At 39.2% G+C, this 24,752-nt stretch carries 22 protein-coding genes; 12 read left to right on the top strand and 10 right to left on the bottom strand.

Translation table 11 applies throughout. From position 1 onward, the window contains the following. Positions 1-392 precede the first annotated feature (392 nt). The 4 genes from BM107_RS14810 to hflX all read left to right on the top strand — a co-directional run bounded on the left by BM107_RS14810 (position 393) and on the right by hflX (position 4,720). Positions 393-1,790 carry an anthranilate synthase component I family protein gene (locus BM107_RS14810; protein ID WP_208864386.1) on the top strand — a complete coding sequence of 466 codons (1,398 nt, stop codon included), beginning with the start codon at positions 393-395 and terminating at the stop codon, positions 1,788-1,790. Positions 1,791-1,835: 45 nt separating this feature from the next. Next, positions 1,836-2,450, top strand: coding sequence for an anthranilate synthase component II (locus BM107_RS14805; protein ID WP_090984652.1), 615 nt, complete (start codon positions 1,836-1,838; stop codon positions 2,448-2,450). Between the two features lie 206 nt (positions 2,451-2,656). Further along, positions 2,657-3,439: an indole-3-glycerol phosphate synthase TrpC gene (gene trpC / locus BM107_RS14800; RefSeq protein ID WP_090984650.1), complete on the top strand. Its 783-nt coding sequence runs from the start codon at positions 2,657-2,659 to the stop codon at positions 3,437-3,439. A 90-nt stretch (positions 3,440-3,529) separates the two neighbouring features. Further along, positions 3,530-4,720, top strand: a complete 1,191-nt coding sequence (gene hflX / locus BM107_RS14795) for a GTPase HflX (RefSeq protein WP_090984648.1) — start codon at positions 3,530-3,532, stop codon at positions 4,718-4,720. A 262-nt stretch (positions 4,721-4,982) separates the two neighbouring features. Here the strand turns inward: hflX and BM107_RS14790 are convergent, their stop codons facing one another. Then, on the bottom strand, positions 4,983-5,183 hold the full coding sequence (locus tag BM107_RS14790) for a four helix bundle protein (protein WP_090984646.1): 201 nt from the start codon (positions 5,181-5,183) through the stop codon (positions 4,983-4,985). A 213-nt stretch (positions 5,184-5,396) separates the two neighbouring features. On the opposite strand from BM107_RS14790, the gene rbfA reads away from it, so the two are divergent. The 5 genes from rbfA (at position 5,397) to BM107_RS14765 (ending at position 8,438) form a co-directional block, all read left to right on the top strand. Then, a complete protein-coding gene (rbfA, locus tag BM107_RS14785; protein WP_090984644.1) occupies positions 5,397-5,774 on the top strand; it encodes a 30S ribosome-binding factor RbfA in 378 nt (125 codons plus the stop codon). 5 nt (positions 5,775-5,779) lie between these two features. Then, positions 5,780-6,409 carry a PAQR family membrane homeostasis protein TrhA gene (trhA, locus tag BM107_RS14780; protein WP_159435248.1) on the top strand — a complete coding sequence of 210 codons (630 nt, stop codon included), beginning with the start codon at positions 5,780-5,782 and terminating at the stop codon, positions 6,407-6,409. 6 nt (positions 6,410-6,415) lie between these two features. Continuing rightward, entirely contained in the window at positions 6,416-7,102 is a 687-nt protein-coding gene (locus BM107_RS14775; protein ID WP_090984640.1) for a peptidoglycan DD-metalloendopeptidase family protein, read from the top strand. A gap of 293 nt (positions 7,103-7,395) precedes the next feature. After that, positions 7,396-8,049 (top strand): TonB family protein, encoded by a 654-nt coding sequence (locus tag BM107_RS14770; RefSeq protein WP_090984638.1) that lies wholly within the window; start codon positions 7,396-7,398, stop codon positions 8,047-8,049. Beyond that, a complete protein-coding gene (locus BM107_RS14765; RefSeq protein WP_090984636.1) occupies positions 8,049-8,438 on the top strand; it encodes a hypothetical protein in 390 nt (129 codons plus the stop codon). The genes BM107_RS14770 and BM107_RS14765 overlap by 1 nt, the downstream gene beginning before the upstream one ends. On the opposite strand, the gene BM107_RS14760 is transcribed toward BM107_RS14765, so the two are convergent. Beyond that, positions 8,427-9,299 carry a diacylglycerol/lipid kinase family protein gene (locus tag BM107_RS14760; protein WP_090984634.1) on the bottom strand — a complete coding sequence of 291 codons (873 nt, stop codon included), beginning with the start codon at positions 9,297-9,299 and terminating at the stop codon, positions 8,427-8,429. The two genes, BM107_RS14765 and BM107_RS14760, sit on opposite strands and share 12 nt — an antisense overlap. Before the next feature lie 57 nt (positions 9,300-9,356). Between BM107_RS14760 and BM107_RS14755 the strand changes: the two genes are divergently transcribed. Further along, a complete protein-coding gene (locus BM107_RS14755; protein ID WP_090984632.1) occupies positions 9,357-10,331 on the top strand; it encodes an App1 family protein in 975 nt (324 codons plus the stop codon). A 355-nt stretch (positions 10,332-10,686) separates the two neighbouring features. On the opposite strand, the gene BM107_RS14750 is transcribed toward BM107_RS14755, so the two are convergent. Beyond that, positions 10,687-11,055, bottom strand: coding sequence for a YccF domain-containing protein (locus tag BM107_RS14750; protein WP_090984630.1), 369 nt, complete (start codon positions 11,053-11,055; stop codon positions 10,687-10,689). 106 nt (positions 11,056-11,161) lie between these two features. Here BM107_RS14750 and BM107_RS14745 point away from each other — a divergent pair, with 106 nt between their 5' ends. Then, positions 11,162-11,515 (top strand): hypothetical protein, encoded by a 354-nt coding sequence (locus BM107_RS14745; protein WP_090984628.1) that lies wholly within the window; start codon positions 11,162-11,164, stop codon positions 11,513-11,515. Between the two features lie 80 nt (positions 11,516-11,595). Here the strand turns inward: BM107_RS14745 and BM107_RS14740 are convergent, their stop codons facing one another. Together BM107_RS14740 and BM107_RS14735 are read right to left on the bottom strand one after the other, a co-directional pair. After that, positions 11,596-12,795, bottom strand: coding sequence for a DUF1501 domain-containing protein (locus BM107_RS14740; protein ID WP_090984626.1), 1,200 nt, complete (start codon positions 12,793-12,795; stop codon positions 11,596-11,598). A 92-nt stretch (positions 12,796-12,887) separates the two neighbouring features. Further along, positions 12,888-14,330: a DUF1800 domain-containing protein gene (locus BM107_RS14735; protein WP_090984624.1), complete on the bottom strand. Its 1,443-nt coding sequence runs from the start codon at positions 14,328-14,330 to the stop codon at positions 12,888-12,890. Between the two features lie 73 nt (positions 14,331-14,403). Between BM107_RS14735 and aat the strand changes: the two genes are divergently transcribed. Then, positions 14,404-15,036 (top strand): leucyl/phenylalanyl-tRNA--protein transferase, encoded by a 633-nt coding sequence (aat, locus tag BM107_RS14730; protein WP_090984622.1) that lies wholly within the window; start codon positions 14,404-14,406, stop codon positions 15,034-15,036. Positions 15,037-15,298: 262 nt separating this feature from the next. Here the strand turns inward: aat and BM107_RS14725 are convergent, their stop codons facing one another. From BM107_RS14725 to BM107_RS14705, 5 genes are all read right to left on the bottom strand, one after another. Beyond that, positions 15,299-16,081, bottom strand: a complete 783-nt coding sequence (locus tag BM107_RS14725; RefSeq protein ID WP_090984620.1) for a 3-keto-disaccharide hydrolase — start codon at positions 16,079-16,081, stop codon at positions 15,299-15,301. Between the two features lie 65 nt (positions 16,082-16,146). Continuing rightward, the gene (locus BM107_RS14720) at positions 16,147-16,464 is read right to left on the bottom strand and encodes a YgaP family membrane protein (protein WP_090984618.1); all 318 of its coding nucleotides are present in this window, start codon (positions 16,462-16,464) and stop codon (positions 16,147-16,149) included. Between the two features lie 249 nt (positions 16,465-16,713). Beyond that, positions 16,714-19,605 (bottom strand): DEAD/DEAH box helicase, encoded by a 2,892-nt coding sequence (locus tag BM107_RS14715; protein ID WP_090984616.1) that lies wholly within the window; start codon positions 19,603-19,605, stop codon positions 16,714-16,716. Between the two features lie 509 nt (positions 19,606-20,114). Further along, positions 20,115-21,515 carry an efflux transporter outer membrane subunit gene (locus BM107_RS14710; RefSeq protein ID WP_090984614.1) on the bottom strand — a complete coding sequence of 467 codons (1,401 nt, stop codon included), beginning with the start codon at positions 21,513-21,515 and terminating at the stop codon, positions 20,115-20,117. Positions 21,516-21,525: 10 nt separating this feature from the next. Continuing rightward, positions 21,526-24,708, bottom strand: a complete 3,183-nt coding sequence (locus BM107_RS14705) for an efflux RND transporter permease subunit (protein ID WP_090984612.1) — start codon at positions 24,706-24,708, stop codon at positions 21,526-21,528. Between the last annotated feature and the right edge of the window lie 44 nt (positions 24,709-24,752).

The raw sequence follows: 24,752 nt of genomic DNA, 5'->3' as shown, positions 1-24,752 counted from the left end.
TAAGAGCCCTTCGGCGGCGGTGAGCCGAGGCAAGAATTGTGCGAAGGAAAAAACGTCAATCATATTGATTTTTATATCATAAATTATCCCTCAGGGTGACAAGGGGATTGGGACTCATAACTTCTGACTAAACTTATTTTCATAAATATTTTGCTTTTTCAAAATTCTTTATATTTTTGTGGCTCATGATCAACAATATACATACCTGGCTTTGGCAAAGTAATTCGAAAACGGATTGCGCTGGCTGCGTATGAAAGAAATATAGTTTATCAACCTAAACCTTATTAAAGAACCATTAAAGCCCGGCGTAGAACCACACGCCGGGCTTTTTATTGTTAAAAATAATTTAAACGTTATTGCGATGCACGAAGCAATAGCAACATAGTAAAATCATGTATAAAATAAATACGACCTACAAAAAACTACTTGCCGATACCACCACGCCGGTAAGCATTTACCTGCGCTTGCGCGATGTGTATCCAAACAGCATTTTACTGGAGAGTTCAGATTACCACAGTCGTGAAAATTCCATGAGTTTTGTTTGCGCCGATCCGGTTGCGGGGATCATTTTAAAAGGTTCTAGACTGGAAACCTATTTTCCTGATGGTACGGTCGAGATTACCGAGAGCAAAAATCTGATCGATGAAATTGCTGATTTTAAGGGTAAATTTAAGGAAACTGAACTGCCCGAAATTAAATTCATCTCAAGCGGCCTGTTTGGCTATTTTACCTGGAATGCCGTGCAGCATTTTGAAGATATCAAGTTCGCTTCCGAAACACCCGAAGGAGAAGAAATTCCGGAAATGCAATACCACTTGTATCGTTACATCATTGCCATTGATCACTTTAAGAACGAAATTACGCTTTTCAAAAATACTTTCGATGGAGAAGAAGAGGGTGGATTGGAAAAAATGGAATACCTGATCCAGAATAAAAATTATCCTGAATACAAGTTCCAGCTTCGTGGTGAGGAAAGTTCAAATCTAACTGATCAGGGTTTTATGGATCTGGTTGAAAAACTGCAAAAGCATATTTATCGCGGTGATGTTTTTCAGATTGTACCTTCAAGGGCATTTAAACAAGCTTTTACCGGAGATGAATTTAATGTATACCGTTGTCTGCGTTCGATCAATCCATCACCTTATCTTTTTTATTTCGATTACGGTAATTTTAAATTGTTTGGTTCCTCACCAGAGGCACAGATTACGATTAAAAACAATTCGGCGAATATTTTTCCAATCGCAGGAACGTTTAAAAGGAGTGGAAACGACATTGAAGATGCAGAGCAGGCCAGAAAATTGGAACAAGACCCTAAAGAGAGTGCTGAGCATGTAATGCTGGTTGATCTGGCCAGGAACGACTTAAGCAGGCACTGTAACCGCGTTGAAGTAAAATCTTTTAAGGAAGTGCAGTATTATTCGCACCTGATTCACCTAGTGAGTAAAGTGAGCGGTCATTTGCAGGAAAATGTAAGCGCTTTTAAGGTAGTTGCCGACACTTATCCGGCAGGGACTTTAAGCGGGGCACCAAAGTATAAAGCCATGCAGCTGATTGATGAAAATGAAAAACTGGGTAGGAACTTTTATGCAGGAGCCATTGGCTTTATGGGTTTTAACGAGGACTTTAACCATGCCATCATGATCAGGACTTTTATGAGCAAAAACAACGAACTGCATTACCGTGCGGGAGCAGGTATTGTAGCCGATTCGGTACCTGAAACCGAAATGCAGGAAGTAAACAATAAAATTGCCGCATTGCGTAAAGCGGTGCAAATGGCAGAGCAGATTTAGTTTGGAGTTTTCAGTCTGGAGTAAAATCCAATAGTAAGGAATACAATGGAAAAAAATATAAATAGTAATCTCCCTTCGGGGGCCAAGGGGGTGGTTCTGGTAATCGATAATTATGACAGTTTTACCTATAACCTGGTGCATTTAATTAACGAAGTTGGTTATGAAGCTGAAGTTTGGAGAAATGATAAATTCGATTTGGCTGATGTAGAGAAATACGATAAAATATTGCTTTCACCAGGTCCGGGCATTCCGGAAGAAGCGGGTTTATTGCTGGATGTAATCAGAACTTACGCGCCGACAAAAAGTATTTTTGGGGTATGTTTAGGGCAACAGGCCATTGCAGAAGCATTTGGTGGTACATTGTACAACTTAGGCAGGCCAATGCATGGTATTGCTACGCCAGTTACGGTTGTAGATGGTGATGAGCCTTTGTTTTGGGAATGTCCGCAAACCATTAACGTTGGACGTTACCATAGCTGGGTAGTGAGTCAGGATAATTTTCCTTCATGTTTAAAAATTACAGCCAGAGATCATAAGAATGAAATTATGGCGTTAAGACATGAAACGCTGGATGTGCGTGGTGTACAGTTTCACCCTGAAAGTGTGCTTACAGAACATGGCAAACAAATGATGGAGAATTGGTTAACCGCTTCGTTCTAGCACTTTTTTCACCCGGTCTTCATGCTGAATTTGCATCAGGGTCTCAATTGATTGAAATGATAAAATTTTAGATGAGGTATATCACCTTTTTTAAAATTTTGTCACGTTGAGCCTGTCGAAACGCCGCGCAAGAAGTTATTAAAACTTCTTCAATAAGCCAGGATGAAAATTACATATTTGAGATGCCCCTCTTAACAGATTGATAAATGAACATACTAGATAAAATCGTAATACGAAAAAAAGAAGAAATTGCCGATGCGAAAGCCTTGGTTTCCATAACGGATTTAGAAAATTCGCCCCATTTTAAGCGGAAACCTTATTCTTTTAAAGACTTTTTATTAGCTGAAGATCGGACGGGTATTATTGCCGAATTTAAGCGCCGGTCTCCTTCAAAAGGTTTAATTAATGGCATTGCCGATGTTGGAGAAGTAACGCAGGCATATAATGCCGCCGGGGCATCTGCACTATCGGTATTAACAGATGTAGATTTTTTTGGTGGTAAAACCGATGATATTCTGGCTGCACGCGCTGCAAACAATATTCCGATTTTAAGAAAGGACTTCATGATCGATGAATACCAGATCCTTGAAGCTAAAGCCTGGGGTGCCGATATTATTCTGTTGATTGCTTCGATATTAACACCGCAACAGATCAATGATTTCGGAAAATTTGCACATAATCTTGGTTTAAATGTGCTTTTAGAAGTGCATAATCATGAAGAGCTGGAAAGAAGTATTTCGCCTCATTTAGATGCTATTGGGGTAAACAACCGGAACCTGGCTGATTTTACAGTCGATATCCAGACTTCGTTCGATTTAGTAAATAAAATTCCGGATAAATTTTTAAAGATTTCGGAAAGCGCCATTAGTGATCCGCAGACCATAAAAGAATTGAAAGCCGCAGGGTTTAACGGATTTTTAATTGGTGAAAATTTTATGAAAACCGATAATCCCGGAGCTTCTATCAAAGAATTTGTGGCGCAGATTTAGCCTTTTATAAATCCCGGAGGTTTTAAAAACCTGCGGGGTTTGAACAAAAAAAATACACGTTCGCAAATTTTGTATCTTTGTATCAATTACATGGGAAAACAAAAATTTTATGATACTGCCGTAGTGCAGGAAAGGGCAATTTTAGTCGGTGTGGTTACGCCTGGCGAGAAGGAAGCCCAAACAAAAGAATATTTAGACGAGCTGGCCTTTTTGGTAGATACAGCCGGTGGGAAGGTGGAGAAAGTTTTTACGCAAAAAATGCTTAAGCCTGATCGTGCTACCTTTGTGGGAACCGGAAAACTGGAAGAGATAAAAGCGTATGTAAAATCAGAAGAAATTGATACTGTAGTATTTGATGATGAATTATCGCCGTCGCAACTGCGGAATATAGACCGTGAACTGGGTGTTAAGGTATTAGACCGGAGTAATTTAATTCTTGATATTTTTGCCAACAGGGCTCAAACTGCTCAGGCCAAGACTCAGGTAGAACTGGCCCAGTTACAGTATGTTTTACCACGCTTAACAGGGATGTGGACGCACTTAGAACGCCAGAAAGGTGGTATCGGGATGCGTGGGCCGGGTGAAACGCAGATTGAAAGTGATAGGCGGATTATTTTAAATAAAATCTCTTTACTAAAAGAACGTCTGAGAAATATAGACAGGCAAAACGAAACACAACGTAAAAACCGCGGTCAGCTGATTCGGGTAGCTTTGGTAGGTTATACCAACGTGGGTAAATCAACCATCATGAATATGTTGTCGAAATCGGAAGTATTCGCAGAAAATAAACTGTTTGCTACTTTGGATACTACTGTACGCAAAGTAGTAATCGAGAATTTACCATTCCTGCTTTCTGATACCGTTGGGTTTATCCGCAAATTACCTCACCATTTGGTAGAGTGCTTTAAATCTACTTTGGATGAAGTTAGGGAAGCAGATTTGCTGATCCATGTGGTAGACGTTTCGCATCCAAATTTCGAAGATCAGATCAATACCGTTAATGAAACCTTAAAAGATATTGGTGCAATTGATAAGGATATGATCCTGGTATTTAATAAAATTGACGCTTACGTTTCGCCGGAAGTAGAAGGAGACGATGACGACGGTAAATTAACACTGGAAGAATTTAAAAACAGCTGGATGAGTCATGGCAAAGTACCAGTCCTGTTTATTTCAGCCACTCAGAAAGAGAATATAGAAGAATTTAAAACGTTATTATACGATAAAATCAGGGCTGCACATGTGGCAAGGTATCCGTATGATAGCAACCTTTTATATTAGTGACCAAAAAACAATAATCAATATTCAAACGAGCCTGGAGCACAAATAACTAATCAACAATAATCAATTTTCAGAATAAAAATTGATTATTGTAATTTGATCTTTTGCTATTGGGATTTCTCGATAATAGCATTAAAAATTAACATGGGTTGATTTGCTTCACTAACTAAAAGTAGTTTTATAGGTTCTAGATCTTTTTTATCTTCTATATCGATAAGATTGAGCCAGAGTTTAGTCTCCTTAGCTTCTTTTCTGCAGATCTTTATTCTGTAAATAAATCTGCTTTGCTTAAAGATTCATTGGCTTCGATGTAATTTGCAGAAACAGAACCTGAAGACCGAACAACTTGTTTAATGTCTTGAATGTTGATAATATTATGGGTAACCTTTTTACAATAAGACCTAACGGATTGGGCGAATAAAAAAGTCCTTTCTTCGAGATTAAAGTTGGTTCCGTTGCTCATTAATTAAATATAAGTATTTTTACAAAAAACTGAGTTGATCAATTTCATCAGTTTGCATTTTAAATTTTATAGTCTTCCAATTTAATATTAGCAGATGAGTTATGGTCTGATAATTGAACATTGGTTATTGATGATTTTAAAACCTTATCAATCGATATTACCTGGATTGAATCGTCTGGTAATTGATCATTGGTAATTGATAATTATAACATTATGGAAAGTAAACGTCAGCAGAAATTTGCAGGAGTATTACAAGAGGAGTTGGCACAGGTTTTTCAGCGTGAAGGTGCTGCATTTTTGCCTAATACATTGGTAACCATTACCCGGGTAAGGGTTTCGCCAGATTTGGCAGTGGCTAAAGTTTACCTCAGCTTTTTAAATACCAATAATACAACACTTTCAATCAATACGGTGAATTCGCATGCCGGAGAAATCAGGTATAAACTGGGAAGCAGAATCCGCCACCAGGTAAGGGTGGTGCCAGAACTTACTTTCTTTGTGGATGATACCAACGAGTATGTAGAACGCATGGATCATCTTTTTGATAAGATTGCAAAAGAGCCGAGGCAAAAAGACGAGGACAGCGAATAATTTTTGTGAGGAAACTAAGGGAACCCGTTAATTTCTTCACGCACTTTATACCGGCTTTGGTAGCAATCCCGGCCGGATACTTTTTGCTCCAAAAATGCAATACACCAATTGAATATACCGCTGCGTGGATTTACAGCATCGGAACTTTTATTCTTTTTGGTGTTAGTGCCATGTATCATGGTTATCCGGCTACCGATTACGGGATACGTTTTTGGCAAAAGTTTGACCATTGCTGCATTTACCTCATGATTGCCGGCTCTTACAGTCCTACAGCCTTAATGGTTTTTGATGGCTGGCTAAGTTGGGGCTTGTTTGCTGTTGTATGGATTATTGCCATTGCCGGCTGTCTGCTCAAAATTTTTAACCGTTTAAAAAGTACAGCCATATCATTATCCATCTATATCTTAATGGGCTGCTTAATCGTTCCTTTGCTTCAGAAAATGTTGGGGACTTTGCCCTTAGGGGCGATTTTCTGGCTGCTTTTGGGCGGTATTTTTTATATAGGCGGCACTTATTATTATGCAAAAGATAAGCAATTATCCAGGTGGATGCACAGCCACGAACTTTGGCATCTATTTGTAATTGGTGGTGCATTATCGCATTACATTTATAATTTCGTGTATATCTTTAAATAATTACAGATGCGAACTTTCGGTCAGGTTATTCAATCAAATGCTGCATTAATCCAAAAAGTTGTTGATTTCGATGTAAAAAACGATCGGCTTTTGCCTCTTGATTTTACCGCATCCAATACGGAATTAACAGATGAGGTTTTGAACGATACCAATATGTTTTCTGATTGGGTAAATGAAAAGCTGCTTAAAAATGATGCGCGATACGGAATTGGTGGATACAACGAGCACCGTAGCATTTATTCGCGAAGCGCACATTTTGATACGGAAGAAGAACCTCGCAGGTTGCATTTAGGGGTAGATATCTGGGGGATGGCAGGAACACCAGTTTACAATTTTTACGATGCAACCGTTCATAGCTTTGCCAATAACAACAACTTTGGCGATTACGGTGCAACCATCATTCTGACTTATAATATTGCAGGGTACAAATTTAATGCACTTTACGGTCACCTGAATTTAGCTTCTTTAAGTAATCTAAGCGAAGGAATGCCAATAAAAGCAGGTGCAAGATTTGCCGAATTCGGTAATAAGGATGAAAACGGTTGCTGGCCTCCACACCTTCATTTTCAGCTTATCGAAGATATGCACGGATTAGAAGGCGACTATCCGGGTGTATGTAAGTTTAGTGAGCGCAAAAAATACCTAACCAATTGCCCTGATCCGGAGTTTATTTTGAGAACAACTTTTTCTTAGTTTTTAACCACAGAGAAAATAGAGGGGAAGGCACGGAGGACACAGAGAGAGAATTGTTTGCGATGAAGTGCTGCGGGGAAGGTCATTATAAGAAGGCTTTTTCAGCCGCTAAGCAATCTTACAACGATCGCTACTTGAATACGATTTAAGATTAGCTTCGCTGAGCACTCCGTGGTTCCACCTGCGTGGTAATGACGACCTTACCATTAAATTAAAACGCTCATTTTCTCTGTGAAAAACCCAGTGTCTCTCTGTGGTAAAATGCTTTCAGCTTTTTTTAGTAAATTAGTACAATGAAAAAACTGTTCACCATCTGCTTGTTTTTCTCTTGCTCGCTGGCCATAGCCCAGGTTCAGTTTAAATCCGGTAAAAATGGTTTTACAAACTTCTTAACGCAAAATACCATCTATCCACAGTTCTCTAAAGATAATTGTATCCAGGGTACAGTGAACATCAGTTTTAAGCTTAATGCACAGGGGAAAGTTTATTTTTCGAAAGTGAGCAAAGGCATATTATCTGACTTAGACCAAGAAGCGCTACGCTTAATTAGAATGAGCAGCGGTAAGTGGCAGGTTCCGGCGGGTTATGATACAACCGTTTCGATCGTGGCTCCGGTTAATTTTAAACTGCAAGGCTACAATTGCGAAGGGAAATCAAATGAAGCGGTTCAAGAAGCCATTCGCAATTATCAGGCTGAAGAGGCACTCACCAATTCAGTAATTAATTTCTATAAGAACATTGATCAGGCCAAACCCGGACAAGAAGTTCAGATTATAGCAATCAAAAATCAGCTGGGTATAGATGATGAATACCTCGAAGACCGCATTCAAATGGGCTTAAAAAAGATAAAACAGGGCGATAAACAAGGCGCCTGTGAAGATTTCCTTTTTGTTAAATACATGGGAAGCAAAATAGCAGATGATTATTTAGCAAAGTATTGTAAGTAATGAAGAACACCGGCCGATTTTTTGCTTTGTTGGATCTCATCAGCATCTTTTTGTTAGCCAGACAATTTTGGCAGATTTTAACGCATTTAAATGAAATTCCTGATCAGATCCTTTCACAGGCTAAAGTAATTTTACTATTGCCCTTATTTGTATCATTGTTTATTTCGGCAATCGGATTAATCTTATTTAAGAAATTTGGTTTTATTGCCTATTACATTCAATTTCCCTTCCGTTTAATCGTATGGGTATTTTCAATCGGTTTTATCACTTTTTTGCCTGAAATGTTAAGTCTGGGCGAGAGGTGGTTTGATATTTTATTCCGGATCTGTTTTATTGCCGAATTTTTCAGGTTATATTTTACGATCAAAATTCATCGATCAGTTTTTTAATGCTTCAGGTAAAACCACTGTTATGGCGGCAGGAAGGATTTTTGCTTCGACTGTATTTAACTTTCCAACGTACTCTCCATCTACCTGGAAGTGCGCTTTATGTTTAGAGGAAATTTTTACTTCAGCAGTTTGAAACACCTCTATTTTTTTTGGGTTGAAGGGTAATTTAGTGATCCATATCTTTATAATTTCCAGGTAGGAGTAATCTTTAACTAAAACCACTTCAAAAAGATCATCATCTAATTTTCCGTCAGGATTAATCTTTAACCCGGTTCCGTACATGGTAGCATTGGCAATGGCAACCATAGCTGCTTTAGAAGTAATGGTTTTATCTTTAAGTTTCAACTGTACATCCATTCGCTTATGGTTCCACAAGGCATGCCATGTAGCTTTTGCGTAGCCCAACATACCACGTTGTGGCAGGGTATCAAATTTCTTTACCAGGTAGGCATTAAAGCCCAAATCGGATAAGTGGATGCAAATCTCGTCGTTAAGTTTAACCACGTGGATTTTTTGCAGATGGCCTTCATCCAGAATGTCTAAAGCCTGTTCAATATCAGTAGGTATACCCAATTCTTTTGCCATCCCATTAGCCGAACCCGCAGGAACTATGCCGATCGGTGTTTCTGTGTGCAATAAACATTCTGCAACCAATTTTAAGGTTCCATCGCCACCAACGGCTACCACACGATCTGCTTTTGCACTTCTGATCTTATCTTTAATCTTTTCTAAAGAGCAGTCTTCCGGTAATTCAAAAAGATCAATTTCCGTGTTTTTTGAATCGAAATGGGTAGAAATTACTTTCTTTAAATTAGTATCATGGCTGCCTGAGCCTGGGTTGATGACGAATAATAATTTCATGTGCTACCTAATGGTTTAATCAACAAACAACTTTAAATAAACTCTGTTTTAACATAGATGAATAAATCTGTTAGTGTTAAAGTATATCACGGTTATGGCCATGCACACAATCTGGTTGTTTATGGTCATGTTTTTAAACGCAAGGCAAAAACACGGCAGGTTTACAGTAACAATTTGTTTGTAAACATTATCCATCTTTTAAAACTCTTTATCCTGAAACCTTATGCTTTCGTTGAGGTGCGCTTGCAATTTTTGGATCAGACGGTTTACCATAAAACCGAAAGAGATGGTTTTTTTAAGTTTGAATGGGATGCCCGACATGATGTTCCGGCAGGCTGGCACGACGTTAAAGTGGAGGCTGTTGATCTGGATGGATCTGTTTTGAATACCGGAGAGGGCAGGGTATATGTACCACACATTACTCAATACGCTTTTATTTCTGATGTGGATGATACGGTGATGGTTTCTCATTCGGCAACTGTTGGCAGAAGGTTGAGAGAGTTGTTTATCAAGAATCCGCATACCCGTAAAACCTTTTCCGATACAGCCAGTCACTATCAGCAACTCGCCCTTTCACACACGGAGCCAAATCAACCCAACCCTTTTTTTTATGTCAGCAGTAGTGAATGGAACCTTTACGATTATTTGGTGGAGACTTTCAGGTTTAATAAACTGCCTGATGGTGCTTTTCTTTTAAATACAATTAAAAGATGGAAAGATTTAATTAGAACAGGCAAAACTGGTCATGAAGGCAAATTATTACGGGTGATGAGGATTTTGGATACCTTCCCTAATCAAAAGTTTGTGTTCTTTGGCGATAACTCGCAGCAGGACCCGAAAATTTATAGTTCGATAGTAGAAAAATACCCGCAAAACATTGAAGCAGTTTATATTCGAAATATCCGGCCTGAAAAAGAGGTGGAAACCATAGAATTGCTCAAAAAAGTAAAAGACAAAGGAGTGGAAGCTTGTTTATTTAATGATAGTGCGGAAGCGATAGCGCATTCTAAATTAATAGGATTGATTGTATAGATGATATGGTCTCTTCTTAAATTTGTATAGCTTAACTTATTACCATGCCGAAAATATCATAGGAACAGTTGCCGTCCTTTTCGACTGGAGCGCAGTCCCGAACGTTCGGGAGAGAAATCTTTCTATGCTTAAAGTCCAAAGATCTCTCCACTACGGTCGAGATGACGATTTTTGGAAGAAAGAAATCGCTCCAATTATCCCATCTCCTCCCTGCTACCCGGCCTCGCAGATTTTTTAGTAAGGATCGGTCGTTCTTTCGACTGGGGCGAAGCGGAATGGAGAAATCTATAGAAGAACTTTATATTACAGATTTCTCCGCTACGGTCGAAATGATGGATTTATATAGATGATAATATCAGGAAATAGATTTTCCGAAAGGTGTAAAGGCCAGATTCATCAGCTTAAAATGCTGACGACCGAACGGAATGCCCACTATAGTAATGCAAAGCAGAACACCGAAAAACAAATGCGTTAGGGCAATCCAGAAGCCACCACAGAAAATCCAGATTAGATTCATGATGGTAGATAAGCAGCCGGTATTTGATGAAGTATCGGTAATTTTAACACCAAAAGGTGCCAAGCCTACAATGGCAAATTTAAAGCACTGAATGCCAAAAGGAATCCCAATAATGGTAAGGCAAAGGATTAACCCTCCGATAACATATTCGAAGAAAATAAAGATACCGCCAAAAATAATCCAGATAATATTGCCTAAAAAGTTCATGGTGTTTTTTACGTTAAGATTTAATATCGGATATTTTGTTACAGCTCGTTCATATATTCTATTTGGATTCTTTGTAATTTAGAATTACACACAAAGGAAAGACAATATGAAAAAATTGACACTTGCAGCGGCAATAGTCGCGGGCTTTGGCCTATTTAATGCCAAAGCACAAAATGTAAACGGTATGAAATTGACCGACATCCATGTAGATTACATCCAAATTCGCTCAGTTAAAAGCCTCTTAGCCGATAAACAATGGATTGCCCTCGAATACGGACAAAAGGTAGGCGATTATAGTGAACTGTACATCAGGGATGATGATGGTAAAAAACTCGAATTTAATTCACCTATAGATGGCGTGAACAAAATGAAAGCCTATGGTTATGAATTATTTAGTGTTTATGCCGAGCAGATTGATAAGGATAGCAATAGGCCGGTATATGTATTAAAAAGGAAGTAAATAATAAAGAAGTCAAGTTTCATAGCAAAGTCGATTATTCATAGCAAAGTCGGTTATTAAACTTGACTTCTTTGTATACCTTATATAAAATCCAGGGTATTAAATTTCTTATTCAGGATGTCAGCATTATTTACATCCAGCCATTTATCTAAAATAGTACCGTAAACCTGTCTGAAATCCAACTGGTATTTTAAGTCTCCGGTGTCTAAATCACTCAGGTTAGGTGCTGCATTGAAAATCCCCTGCTTCTTCAATCTGCCGCCAAAAACGAACATATTATTTGCGGTTCCATGATCGGTACCGTTACTGGCATTTTGCTCTACCCTTCGGCCAAATTCAGAGAATGTGATCACCAGGGTATCCTCAAGTTTATTGTTCGATTTTAGATCTTTTAAGAAAGCAGCTATACCCTCGCTATATTGTTTAAGCAGGTTGCCTTGCTGACCAATCTGGTTCACATGTGTATCAAAACCGCTTAACGACACATAATACACCCTTGTTTTTAATCCTGAAGAGATAAATTTTGAAACCGTTTTCAATTGATTGGCAAAGCCTGAATTAGGGTAGGTAAATTTAGACTGATAAACTTTGGAAGTATTTTGTATATAACTGGCTGAAGAAGAGGTTTCGATCATGGTTTTATATAAATAACCTAAGTTATCTTCATCCAAATGTTCCTTGTCATTCTGCAGCATGGCCTTAAAAAAAGGATCATTGGTATTGCGGAACAAAGCTGCAGGATCTATTAACGCAATCCCTTTTTTAGTCTGACCTTTCATGGCCAAAGAAAGTGAGTCGTCAACTTCTATCGCGGTATAAGGGAATTTGCAGGTTTTGCAATTGCTATCTAAATAGCGGCCAATCCATCCGGTTGATAAAAATTGATTGCTATCGCTGCCGGTTTGCCAGATATCCATCGATCTAAAGTGCGAACGGTCGGGATTCGGATAGCCAACGTCATTGATTATCGTCATCCAGCCCTGATCGTAAATTTCTTGCAGGGCAGCCATGTTGGGATTTAGCCCCTGCATATCATTCAGTTTAATTATTGATTCGGGTTTAATGGCAATACTATTTCGCTTTTGATAGTAAATATCATTTCCAAAAGGAATAACTGTATTAAGGCCATCATTTCCGCCAGAAAGCTGTACAACAATCAGATTTTTATAGAGGCTTAATTCATCAAGTGCCATAGCCTCAAGCGGTTTCATAAAAGCAGGAACAAATAGCGAACCTGCTGCAACAAACCCTGTATTTCTTAAAAAATTTCTTCTGTTCATCTTGTTAGTGTTTTTGTTCACTTATTCTGTTTGATGATCTGGTTTTTTAGTGAAACGGCTATCAGCCATCAAACCATCAGCCAGCATTTAGTCTAGCACAACTGATATTCCGGCATGCTGGTAATTTCTACTGCTGTACTTCGCAACCCTTTATTATCACTCACCATGGTGGTGATTTTGGAGTTTAATTTGGGTTGCAATAAAAACTCGGTAAGCTCTAATGGCGTTAATCCTTTTGGTAAAGTGCTTAAAAATTTAGGCCAATCTGCAATTGCATTGACGTATGATTTTGGTTTTGCATTGGCATTTGCGTTAGTGGTTGCCGTGCGGCTCAAAGCAATTACAGCTTCATCTTCAGGATCTGCTTTTCCACTAAAATCAATTTCCCCATCATTTAGCACAAGCGAAGGAATCCGCATCCTTAACATTAACGATGAACTATCAATCCAGCTTTGTCCGCCAGGCCAGCCCGCAACATTGGGTGGGTTAAATAAATATTGGCCCAAACTGCTTTGTAGCTGTATTAAAACCTGAGGTTTGTTATACGTAACATAAAACTCACGGCTTAAACCCACTAAAAATTCGGCTGGCGATTTAATCTTTGTGCCTACATTTTCCGGACTATAAAACCAATCGGAAGTAAACATTTTTTTCATCATCGACGCGATATCGTATTTCGAGTTATAAAAATTTGTGGCGAGTTCGTCAACGTGTGTCTCATTTGGATGATCATTAACGAAGAATTTATATACTTTCCAGGCAATAAATTTTGCGGTTTCTGGTTTCTCGAGAATAATATCAATAATGTTTTCGCCCTCAAAATTCCCGATTTTGCCGAAAAACGTTTTTGTGCCGTTATCGTGCTGGTTCTTCCTGAAAATAAACGAGCCGTCTTTGTCGTACATCCAGCCGGTAAAGGAACGGGCAGATTCTTTAATGTCCTGTTCTGAATAATTTCCCCTTCCTAAGGTAAAAAGCTCCATCAGCTCCCGGGCGAAATTCTCATTTGGCTTACCCTTTTTATTTTGTTGGTTATTGAGGTATTGCAGCATGGCAGGCGACTTAGATACCTCGACCAATAAGGTTTTAAAGCTTCCTAAGGCATTTGCCCGTTGAATATTGTTTAATTGTTGCGCAAAAAACGGATTGTTGCTGCGGCAGGCAAAATGTCCATGCCAAAACAGGGTCATCTTTTCCCTCAGTGGAGCATCAGTATTGATCATTTTGGTAACGAAAGCAATATTCAGGTCGCGGCTCACTTCATTCTGTTCACGGATAATCTGCTGACGCATTTTCTTTTCGTCTTCTGAAAGATCTTTTTTCGCATATAAACCGGCTTGTACCAAAAGTTGTCGTCTTGATTCAAAATCATTTACTAATTGAATCGGATCGTCTTTTTGGGAATCCTTAAGCAAATTGTCTACTACTTTATCTAGTTTTTTTCTGCTTAATTTTTGTAAGTCAGCATAAGAAATGCCAAAGCCTGCCCGGTTGTAAAGATGTTTTACTTTTAAAAAATTATCTTTCGTGTTCATAATGGACCGTTTTACAATATGACTTGTTTAAAACCCAAGGGTTTAATCTTTGTTTTCTTTCTTATTTTTGACCATGCTTTTTCAGTTACTAGATGATCACCCAGGTTTTCCTGATCCGGCTTTGGCAGAGGACGATGGTTTATTGGCCATTGGGGGCGACTTAAGTATGGAACGGTTACTGATTGCCTACTCAAATGGTATATTTCCATGGTTTAGTGAAGGTGAACCGATTCTCTGGTATTCGCCGCACGAACGCTGTGTGATTTACCCCGATAAAATCAAGATCAGTAAAAGCATGAGAAAAATTTTAAACCACGCGGTTTTTATAATTACTTTTAACCAGGCTTTTGCCCAGGTAATTCAAAACTGCGCCACATCGCCTAGAAAAGGGCAGGATGGCACATGGATTACCAATGAAATGCAAAATGCTTATATCAGGCTCCACAACCATGGGTATGCACACAGCGTAGAGGTTTGGCAGGATGAGAAATTGGTGGGGGGCTTATATGGTTTAAAGATTAACCGTGTTTTTTGTGGCGAAAGTATGTTCAGCCATGTAAGTAATGCTTCAAAAGCAGCATTAATCTTTTTAAGTAAAATGAATATCGATTTGATCGATTGCCAGTTGCCAAATGATCATTTAATGAGTTTAGGAGCTGAAATGATGAGCAGGGAGTTATACATGGAAATGCTTCAAAGTTCTTAAAGTTATAACAGCTAAGGTTAAGGGTATCAAATGTATGGTTGTCAGCCAAATTATCTATAAAACAAAACCTGCAAACTTTTGGCCTGCAGGTTTTTTATTGTTTTTTTGTTGAAATTATAATTCTCTTACTTTGTATCGTCACCGTTTGCAACGGGGATGTATGAGATTCACATTTTTAATGTGACTATAGTTCATTAGCGATACAATCGCAATTCTCGTTGATCCTCGTTTTAAACGAGGACCATATTTCGGTCTGTTGAAATTATAATTCCCTTACCCAAATATTTCTGTAGCTAATGGCAGGGCTCGGATCACCGTGATCTTGTAATTTTATCGAAGACGGACCATGTTTTTTATATTCAGGAGTACCGATATACCTGGTTGCCCCTTTTAATACAAATCCGTTCTGTAAAAGTACACCATTTAAGAACAAGGTCACACTTGCTGGTTTTAATACAGTTCCGTCTTCGTTAAAACGTGGCGCATTCCAGATGATATCATAATATTGCCATTCGCCAGGTTTTTTGTTGGCATTAGCTAAAGGAATTGCCTGTTTATAAACACTTCCTGTTTGTCCGTTCACATAAGTTTTATTGTTAAAAACATCCAGAATCTGGATTTCGTAACCATCATCGCCACCACCGGTTGAAGCTAAAAATACGCCGCTATTTCCACGTGCCTGACCTTCTCCAGAAATGTTCTCAGGGATTTTCCATTCCAGATGCAGTTGGTAATCTGTAAATTTTTTATTTGTCTCGATATTTCCTGTCCCTTTTTTAACGGTAAAAAATCCATCATCAATTGTCCATGCTGCTGGCTTAGATGGGTCTTTAACAGAGTGCCATGCATCTAAATTTCTACCATTAAAAAGAATAATAGCATCAGACGGTGCATCCTGAGGCAATTTACCCGGCGTAACAATTTTCGGAACAGGTTCCCAAACCTCCGTTGTTTTCGGATCATTGGCAGGATCTGGTTTCTTATCTTGTGCCATAACTTGCCCTGCAAAAAGTGCCGGGATAAATAATAGTGTGTATTTGTTCATGATTGTGGTTTAACTTGTTAAAGTTAACCAGTTTATTAAGAAATAGAAATTTAGTATTTAAAATTTTACCCTAAATCGTCAACAACATAGGTTTCTGTAATTACTACTTCATCAGGGGCGATATCTTCTTTGCGTTGCTCTGCCAGATCGCGCATGGGGCAATAGCCTGTAATACCACGGTAAAGTAGTCCGGCACCAATGGCTGCGCCAGTTAGGCCAATTACAGGATGTGAGAAAATGCTGGTGATACCCTTGAAAAGCAGATATGTGCCTGCAGCGCCTGATAACCAACGCTCTGATTTTGAAACATTTTCAAATAACTCTGGATATTTCCATGCCTCTTTTACATTGTTTACTGCGGTATTAAAATCTTGATTTGTCATAATGGTAGAATTTATGTTCTACTGTATAACAAGTAAGGAGGGAATGAGTTTGAAAAGAATTTTAAATCTTATTGTTATTAAGACCCTGAAATAAATGACCTTCAGTGTGCCCGCTTAAGGCTCGGTTTACTTCGTAGCTTTCCGCTTCGTTACAGATCAATTGACGCACGCGGCTGATTTACTTCCAAAATTCAACCTGCTCGTATAGGCTATAATAACCAATGGACTAATGACTGTAAATACTTTATATTAGTTTAAAATATCCCTGATATCCTCTTTACTCAGCGATTTAAAGAAACTTTCTTCTGTGGTAATCAATGAATTGGCTAAAGATTTTTTGCGGTTCTGTAAAGCCAGGATTTTCTCTTCAACCGTGTCTTTTGCAATAAATTTATAAATGAAAACCTTTTTATCCTGGCCAATACGGTGCGTTCTGTCAATAGCCTGCTGTTCTACCGCCGGATTCCACCATGGATCGAGGATGAAAACATAATCAGCCTGGGTTAGGTTTAGGCCAACACCACCAGCTTTGATGGAGATTAAGAAAACCTTCAGGTCCGAATTTTGCTGAAATTCAGAAACGATCTCCCCACGGTTACGGGTTGAGCCATCTAAATAAGCAAAAGGGATATGCTCAGCTTCAAAATGTTTTTTGAAAATATCCAGGTGTTTTACGAATTGTGAAAAAACCAAAACCTTATGCCCCCCCTTAAGTACATTATCCAAAGTATGGATTACATTTTCAAATTTGCCCGAATCGGATATGTACTCACCATCAATCATTATAGGGTGGTTGGCCAACTGGCGCAAAGCCGTTAATCCCTGTAAAAGCTGAACCTGTTTCTGCGCGAAGGTTCCATCATCCATACTTTGCAATAAATCGTTACGGTAGGCCGATTTGGTTTTTTCGTAATAGGCGGCCTGGTCTTCGCTCATATCGCAGTAAATTACCTGTTCTGTTTTAGGTGGTAATTCTGCCGCTACCTGTTCTTTTGTTCTGCGCAGCACAAAAGGTTTGATAATAGACTGCAGCTTACGCGCTTTTTCTTCGTCTTTTTTCTTTTCTATTGCCTGCACATATTCTTCGTAAAAAAATGCCTGCGTACCCAATAAACCAGGGTTTAGAAAAGTTAATTGAGACCATAAATCACTTACCGAATTTTCTACCGGAGTACCACTCAGAATCAGTTTGTGTTTCGATTTTAAGCTTCTAACCGCCTTGAACGATTTTGATGCCGGGTTTTTGATATTCTGACTTTCATCCAGAATAATATAATTGAAATAGAAATTTTTCAATTCGTCTATATCTACCCTTGTTACTCCATAGGTAGTGATGATAATGTCGTAATTTGTAAAATTGGCTACATCTTTATTCCGATTGGTGCCTGTATGCGCCAGTATTTTGAGCTTTGGTGTAAATTTTTTAGCCTCTGTTAACCAGTTATAAATTAAGGAAGTGGGCATGATAATGAGCGAGGTAGTCTGCGTTTCAAGCAATTGATCCTCTTCTTTCACTTTTTGCAGCATGGCCAGTGTTTGGATGGTTTTACCCAATCCCATGTCATCGGCCAAACATCCACCAAAGTTGTATTCACGTAAAAAGCTGAACCAGTTATAGCCGGCTTTCTGGTAATCGCGCAAACTACCTTTAAAATTTACCGGCATCTGTGTGTCGGCAATATCTTCAAAGTCTGATAACCTTTGGAGCTTGCGTTCGAGCGTCACATTTGCCAAACTATCTTCTGCCAGGTCGTTAATTAAACCAATATGGTGTTTCTTTAATTTAAGCGTTTGTCCGGCTTCTGCAAGACTGAACAAACTGCCGTATTGTGTAAACCATTTATCAGGAATAATGGCTACCTCTCCATCAGGCAGTAAAAACTCACGTTTTTTATGTAAGATATGCTGTTTTAACGATAGGAAAGGGATCTGGTATTTACCGAACCAAACCACGGCATGGATATCGAACCAGTCATTCCCCTCTTTAACCTCCAGATCGATTTTACTGGCACCAAGTACAAATTTTTTCTGCCCGGTAGCCTGTTCAATTTCAAAACCCGATGCCTCTAAGATCTCAATATGCTCATTTACCCAGTTTATTGCGGCATAACTCGGGTTTTCTTCAGCAGAAGCTACTTCCAGATTACTGAATAAAGAACTTGTTTTCTTTAGCCCTAACGAGAGAAGTAGGTTAAACTGCTTTTTCTCCCAGTCTGCAGAACGTTTAATGCGGTGGAAAATATAGTTGTCAGCCGTTTTTTCTAAACGTACCGTAACTTTATGTGCATTTTCTACCGGGAAAGTATATTCCCCATATTTGAAGTATAGCTGGATCTGAGAAAGACCACCATCAACATATAATACCTTAATTACTGGTATAGCTTCAAATTGTTCGGTCCTGATTTCGAAACCTTCCGCATATACGTGGTGTTTTTCGATCAGGGGCGCAACAAATTTTTCGAAATATGTAGCTTCGGTTGTTTTGGGTATCGCAATAAAGCGTTTGTTTAAAAAGGGCTGTAATTTTTTGCCCTCAATATCCTGGTCGAAAAAGTATAACACATCGTTTAGCAATAACCAGGCAGGTTTATTGCTGATAATCTGCGCTTCTTTAAACATGAATTCAATGCGCAGGTTCTGATATTTGATGGTCGGGAAATAACGGGTTTCCGTTTCGTTCCTCCGGAAATGGAAAAGGATAGATGCAGGCTCGTTGGCAAGTTCGATTTTACGCTCTACAGGCCAGCCATCTTTGTCCATTATGTAAAGTTCATTTTTTACCTTTAAGATTTCTAAAACCTCGGCAAGTTTCTTTTCAATTTTAGGACGGACGTTTTCATAAAACTTATCGTCGAAAATTTTGGTAAAGAACTCAGTAGGCCTGATTAATTTTTTATAATATTTTTTAATCAGCGAATCCTGCTCAATATCATCCAAAATCCTGATCAGCTTATAATCAATGTCACTTAAACAGGCATTAAATTCTTCCGCGGTATGTGTGAAAATTCGTTGATAAGTAAAGGAAAAATCTCCCTGTGGATTTAGCTGAACTACATGTGGTTCAATTAAATAGCCCAGATACTCATGTTTGCACAATGAGTACACCACTTTACAGGCTTTAGCGCTATCTACACGTAACATTGATTGGTTTAAAAATTTTTCTAAGCTAAGCGCTTAAAAAAATTTAAACTTACAATATTTTGCGTTTACATCAAAAAAACCAGACCATTTTGGGGATAAAAATATACTGAATTTTAAGCTGCATTGAAAAGGGACTGTAATGCAGTCGTTTAATTTTCTGATCCCGCAAGGGGATATCTTATTTTTAAGATCCTTCGCTGCGCTACCATTGCCAGAATTTACTCGTAAGGTCGTCATTCCCGCGCATGCGGGAATCTTAATGAGAGCGTTTCAAGATTATTCATCAGTGTTTGCTTTTATATAGCGGCATTCATGAGCACTTCGTGGTTCCCAATCAAGTTGGGACTGACGATTTCTCGATGGACATTATCTACTTAAAATTTACCTGTCATTTTTATTGATTTTTATACAATAAATAATCCCTCGGGATGAAAATTACCTCTTTATTTAACCACAAAAAAAGGCATCCTGTAACTCAGAATGCCTGTAATGTACTTTTTGATGATTATTTATTTCCAGCCACCGCCCAATGCACGGTACAGATTTACCACCGACTGCAGTTTTTGTAATCGATCGTTAATCCCATTTAATTGAGCTGTTAATAAGCTTTGTTCTGAAGTTAACACATCAGTATAATTTGTCGCTGAGCTGTAGCGTAGTAACTCTTTGGTAAAATCTACTGCTTTTGTTAAAGAGGCAATTTGTTTTGTTCTTGTTTCTTCTTTCTCAGCAGCAGTCTGGTAAGCATACAAGGCATTTGAAACTTCCTGTCCACCCGTTAACAGTGTTTGTTGAAAGTTGTAAAAAGCAATCTGTTGATTGGCTTCAGCGGTTTTTAGGCGGGCTTTGTTTGCTCCCCTGGCAAAAATTGGCTGTGTTAAACCGCCCACTAAATTATAAAAGATAGATTTGCTGAAAAAATCCTGTAATTGTAAACTGGATAATCCACCGGCTGCAGTAATGGTTAAAGCAGGGTAAAAGTAGGCCTTGGCAACGTTGGTGTTTTCAAACGCTGATCTAAAACCAAATTCTGCAGCGATTACATCCGGACGGTTTTTTAATAACTGTGCTGAAACACCTGTTTGTAAATTGGCATAAGGGGTCTGCTGATCTAAGGTGGTTCGGTTAATTGCATCCGGTGCTTTTCCTACCAGTACACTTAATGCATTTTCAGCCTCTTTAATGCTTCTTTTTAAATCAGGCAAAGTTACCTGTGCAGCATACAGATTGGCTTCACTTTGCACAACCGCCGCACCATTTACTACTGCGCCTTGTTTCAGTTCTTTCATGGTCTCCACATCCTGAGCTCTCACCTTAATGGTTTGTTCAGTAATGGCCAATTGTTTATCAAGTGCCAATAAAGTATAATAGTTATTGGCAATAGTAGCAATTAACTGTGTTTGGACAGCTCTTTTTGCCGCATCGGTTTGTAACAGAGTTGCATATGCGCCACGTTTTGCACTTGTTAATTTCCCCCATATATCGGCTTCCCAACTGGTGCTCAGCTGTGCCTTATAGGTTTGGGTTTCCAAGTTAATATTTATCCCGGGAGGAAAGTTCAAAGAGGCTTGCGATTGTTTATTATCAGTTACATTTACATCAGCCTGTAAGCTTGGTAGTAATGCCCCACGACTTTGGATCAGGGTAGCCTCGGCAATTTTGATCCGCTCAATGGCCTGTTTCAAGTCTAAATTTTCATTTATGCCTTGTTGGATCAGCGACTGTAAGGTCGTATCCGAAAACAATGTTCGCCATTGCAGGTCGGCCATTGTAGTGGTATCCGTTGTATTATTATCCCGGTACAAACCCTCGCTTTTTAACTGAGGGCGCTCGTATTTTTTAGTTACGCAAGCACTCAGGGCAACGATGGCTAAACCGATTAAAAGGGAATGTTTATATCTAAAATTCATTTTTTTACTATTAATGTTTACTGTTCGCAGTAGCCAATTCGTATTCTTCTTGCGTTTGTTCATGGTCAATGCCCTCGTTAAAAGGCGATTTATTGCTGATTCGCTCTTGTAAGGATTGAAAGACGATAAACAGGGCGGGGATAACGAAAATACCAAATATAGTTCCGATTAACATACCGCCTACCGCTCCGGTACCAATTGAGGTGTTACCTGCTGCACCAACACCTGATGATAACATCAGCGGTAGTAAACCAAGAATGAAAGCGAAAGAGGTCATTAAAATAGGGCGTAAACGTGCTGTTGCACCATCAATTGCGGCATTGGCAATGCTCATGCCTTTTCTTCTTCTATCTACTGCATATTCTACAATCAAAATCGCATTTTTGGCTAAAAGCCCCACAAGCATGATCAGCGTAATCTGCGTATAAATGTTATTATCTACACTGAAGATTTTATCGAAAACGAATACACCTGCTAAACCAACCGGTAAAGAAAATAAAACCGCTAATGGTAAAATATAACTTTCGTATTGTGCTGCGAGTAAGAAATAAACAAAGATTACACAAAGTAAAAAGATAAAAACCGTCTGGCTTCCGCCTGCCATCTCCTCACGTGATAAACCCGAGAATTCGTAACCGTAACCTGCCGGAAGGTTTTTGGCTGCCTCTTCCTGAACAGCTTTTAATGCATCACCTGAACTGTAGCCGGCATTTGGGTTACCCGTTACCGATATTGAAGTAAACAAGTTGAAACGCGAAATGGCTTGTGGTCCATATACTTTGGTTAACGTTATAAATTCCGATACCGGAGCCATTTGCCCCGAAGAGGTTCTAACGAAAATGCGGGTTAAAGTTTGCTCATTTGCCCGGTACTGCGCATCGGCCTGATACATTACCCTAAACTGTTTACCAAATTTGTTGAAATTTGAGGCATAAACACCGCCATAATAGCCTTGCATTACACCCAATACATCACTAACATTCAGGCCTGCCTGTTTAACCTTGGCCACATTTACATCAATCTGATATTGCGGGAAATTTGGATTAAAAGAAGTAGATGCATATTGGATTTCGGGACGTTTACTTAACGCTGCTAGAAATCCATTTCCAATTTCGTTGAATTTTTTGATATCTCCACCAGTTTTATCCTGTAACTGGAACTCAAAACCACCACTGGTACCGAAACCCTGGATAGTTGGCGGCGCAAAGAAAATAATTTTAGCCCCTTTAATGCCTGCTGTTTTTGCAAACAATTCGCCAATAATCGCTTTTACGTCTCGGCCCTTACGTTCATCCCATGGTGTTAAACGGGAAATTACCATACCGTATGAACTGCCTGAACCACTGATCATGCTTCGGCCAACAATCCTTAACGTATTTTTAATTTCTGGTATCTGGTGCGCAATACTATCAATCTTGGTAATGATCACACTGGTTTCTTCCTGCGAAGTTCCCGCCGGTAAGGAAATATCACTCATAATGGTTCCCAAATCCTCATTTGGCACGAAACCTTTGGGTGTAGTATTCATTGTCCAAACCAGTAGTCCAACGAAAAAGGCAATAGCCAAACCAACGATCCATTTTTTTCTGGAAAGAAAACTTACCGATTTTTTATATTTTCCGGTTACGGCATCGAAAGAGGTATTGAAAGCATCGTAGAAACGCTGTAAAAAGTTTTTAGATTTTTTGTGTTCTTCTTTATGCGGTTTTAAGAATAAAGCACATAATGCCGGACTTAATGTTAAGGCGTTAATGGCCGACAAAATAATCGAAATCGCCAGTGTTAAACCAAATTGTTTATAAAATACGCCTGATGATCCGGAGATAAAACTCACCGGGATAAACACGGCAGCCATTACCAGCGTAATCGATATAATTGCTCCACTAATGTCGTCCATGGCATCAATGGTTGCTTTTTTGGCGTCTGTATAACCTTCATCTAGTTTGGCGTGTACGGCTTCGACTACCACAATCGCATCATCTACCACAATACCAATTGCCAATACCAAGGCAAATAAGGTGAGCAGGTTGATGGTAAATCCGAATAAACTCAGGAAAAAGAACGTTCCGATAATAGCCACTGGTACACTAATTGCCGGAATTAAGGTTGAACGGAAATCCTGTAAGAAGATAAACACCACCAAGAATACCAGAATAAATGCTTCAATTAAGGTATGAAGTACTTTTTCAATCGATGCATCTAAAAAGTCGTTAACGTTAACCAATGTGGAGTAGTGTACCCCCTTTGGAAAGGATTTTTGCGCTTCATCAAGGGTTTTAATAGAATTCTCGATTACTTCTTTTGCGTTGGAACCCGCCGTTTGGTTGATGGCGATACCCAATGCCTGTTTTCCGTTGAATTTAACCGAACTGGCATAACTTTGGGCACCTAACTCAATCCTTGCAATGTCTTTTAATCGAAGAATCTGGCCATTATCAGTTGTGCGGATAATGATATTGCCAAACTGCGCTTCATCTTTTAATCTGCCTGTATATTTTAGGGTGTACTGAAATGCCTGATTACCAAGCTCTCCAAACTGACCCGGGGCAGCCTCCACGTTCTGATCGGCAAGGGCAACGCTAACGTCGTTTGGCACCAGGCCGTAAGTGGCCATCACATCGGGCTTTAACCAGATCCGCATGGTATAATCCAGCGTTCCAAACGCACTCGCATCACCAACACCATTGATCCTTTTAATCTGTGGAATGATGTTGATATTGGCATAATTCTGCAAAAACTTCTGATCGTAGGAAGGATCGTCGCTATACAAACCAAATATCAATACGTTACTCGCTTGTCTTTTCGCGGTAATCACACCCGACTTGGTTACCTCTGCAGGTAATAAACTGGTCGCGCGTGCAACCCTGTTCTGTACGTTAACTGCTGCCAGATCGGGATTGGTACCTAATTTAAAGTTTACTGTAATGGTTGCGGTACCATCGTTACTGGCGCTTGAAGTCATGTAGGTCATGTCTTCCACACCGTTTATCTGCTCTTCCAGAGGAACAACCACACTATTCATCACCACATCGGCATTGGCACCTTGGTATGATGTAGAAACCTGCACCGTTGGTGGGGCAATTTCCGGGTATTGTGAAACCGGCAACGTAGCTAAACCTAAAACACCGAGTATAACGATGATGATGGATATAACCGTTGATAAAACCGGTCTTTCTATAAATTTCTTAAACATAATTAATATTGATTACACTATGAAAGTGTGATAAGCAACATGAT

It is taken from the genome of Pedobacter suwonensis, assembly GCF_900111825.1.
Lineage (GTDB): Bacteria > Bacteroidota > Bacteroidia > Sphingobacteriales > Sphingobacteriaceae > Pedobacter > Pedobacter suwonensis.
Note: the sequence above shows the minus strand (reverse complement) of the source record. Positions and strands in the feature narration are given on the sequence as shown.

Coding starts and splice junctions, on each gene's coding strand:
- BM107_RS14735 (WP_090984624.1), bottom strand. CDS start 14,330: ATGAACACGAAAGATAATTTTTTAAAAGTAAAACATCTTTACAACCGG.
- hflX (WP_090984648.1), top strand. CDS start 3,530: ATGGGAAAACAAAAATTTTATGATACTGCCGTAGTGCAGGAAAGGGCA.
- BM107_RS14760 (WP_090984634.1), bottom strand. CDS start 9,299: ATGAAATTATTATTCGTCATCAACCCAGGCTCAGGCAGCCATGATACT.
- BM107_RS14750 (WP_090984630.1), bottom strand. CDS start 11,055: ATGAACTTTTTAGGCAATATTATCTGGATTATTTTTGGCGGTATCTTT.
- BM107_RS14725 (WP_090984620.1), bottom strand. CDS start 16,081: ATGAACAAATACACACTATTATTTATCCCGGCACTTTTTGCAGGGCAA.
- BM107_RS14710 (WP_090984614.1), bottom strand. CDS start 21,515: ATGAATTTTAGATATAAACATTCCCTTTTAATCGGTTTAGCCATCGTT.
- aat (WP_090984622.1), top strand. CDS start 14,404: ATGCTTTTTCAGTTACTAGATGATCACCCAGGTTTTCCTGATCCGGCT.
- BM107_RS14705 (WP_090984612.1), bottom strand. CDS start 24,708: ATGTTTAAGAAATTTATAGAAAGACCGGTTTTATCAACGGTTATATCC.
- BM107_RS14755 (WP_090984632.1), top strand. CDS start 9,357: ATGAATAAATCTGTTAGTGTTAAAGTATATCACGGTTATGGCCATGCA.
- BM107_RS14745 (WP_090984628.1), top strand. CDS start 11,162: ATGAAAAAATTGACACTTGCAGCGGCAATAGTCGCGGGCTTTGGCCTA.
- BM107_RS14765 (WP_090984636.1), top strand. CDS start 8,049: ATGAAGAACACCGGCCGATTTTTTGCTTTGTTGGATCTCATCAGCATC.
- BM107_RS14805 (WP_090984652.1), top strand. CDS start 1,836: ATGGAAAAAAATATAAATAGTAATCTCCCTTCGGGGGCCAAGGGGGTG.
- BM107_RS14715 (WP_090984616.1), bottom strand. CDS start 19,605: ATGTTACGTGTAGATAGCGCTAAAGCCTGTAAAGTGGTGTACTCATTG.
- BM107_RS14740 (WP_090984626.1), bottom strand. CDS start 12,795: ATGAACAGAAGAAATTTTTTAAGAAATACAGGGTTTGTTGCAGCAGGT.
- BM107_RS14770 (WP_090984638.1), top strand. CDS start 7,396: ATGAAAAAACTGTTCACCATCTGCTTGTTTTTCTCTTGCTCGCTGGCC.
- trpC (WP_090984650.1), top strand. CDS start 2,657: ATGAACATACTAGATAAAATCGTAATACGAAAAAAAGAAGAAATTGCC.
- BM107_RS14790 (WP_090984646.1), bottom strand. CDS start 5,183: ATGAGCAACGGAACCAACTTTAATCTCGAAGAAAGGACTTTTTTATTC.
- BM107_RS14775 (WP_090984640.1), top strand. CDS start 6,416: ATGCGAACTTTCGGTCAGGTTATTCAATCAAATGCTGCATTAATCCAA.
- BM107_RS14720 (WP_090984618.1), bottom strand. CDS start 16,464: ATGACAAATCAAGATTTTAATACCGCAGTAAACAATGTAAAAGAGGCA.
- BM107_RS14810 (WP_208864386.1), top strand. CDS start 393: ATGTATAAAATAAATACGACCTACAAAAAACTACTTGCCGATACCACC.
- rbfA (WP_090984644.1), top strand. CDS start 5,397: ATGGAAAGTAAACGTCAGCAGAAATTTGCAGGAGTATTACAAGAGGAG.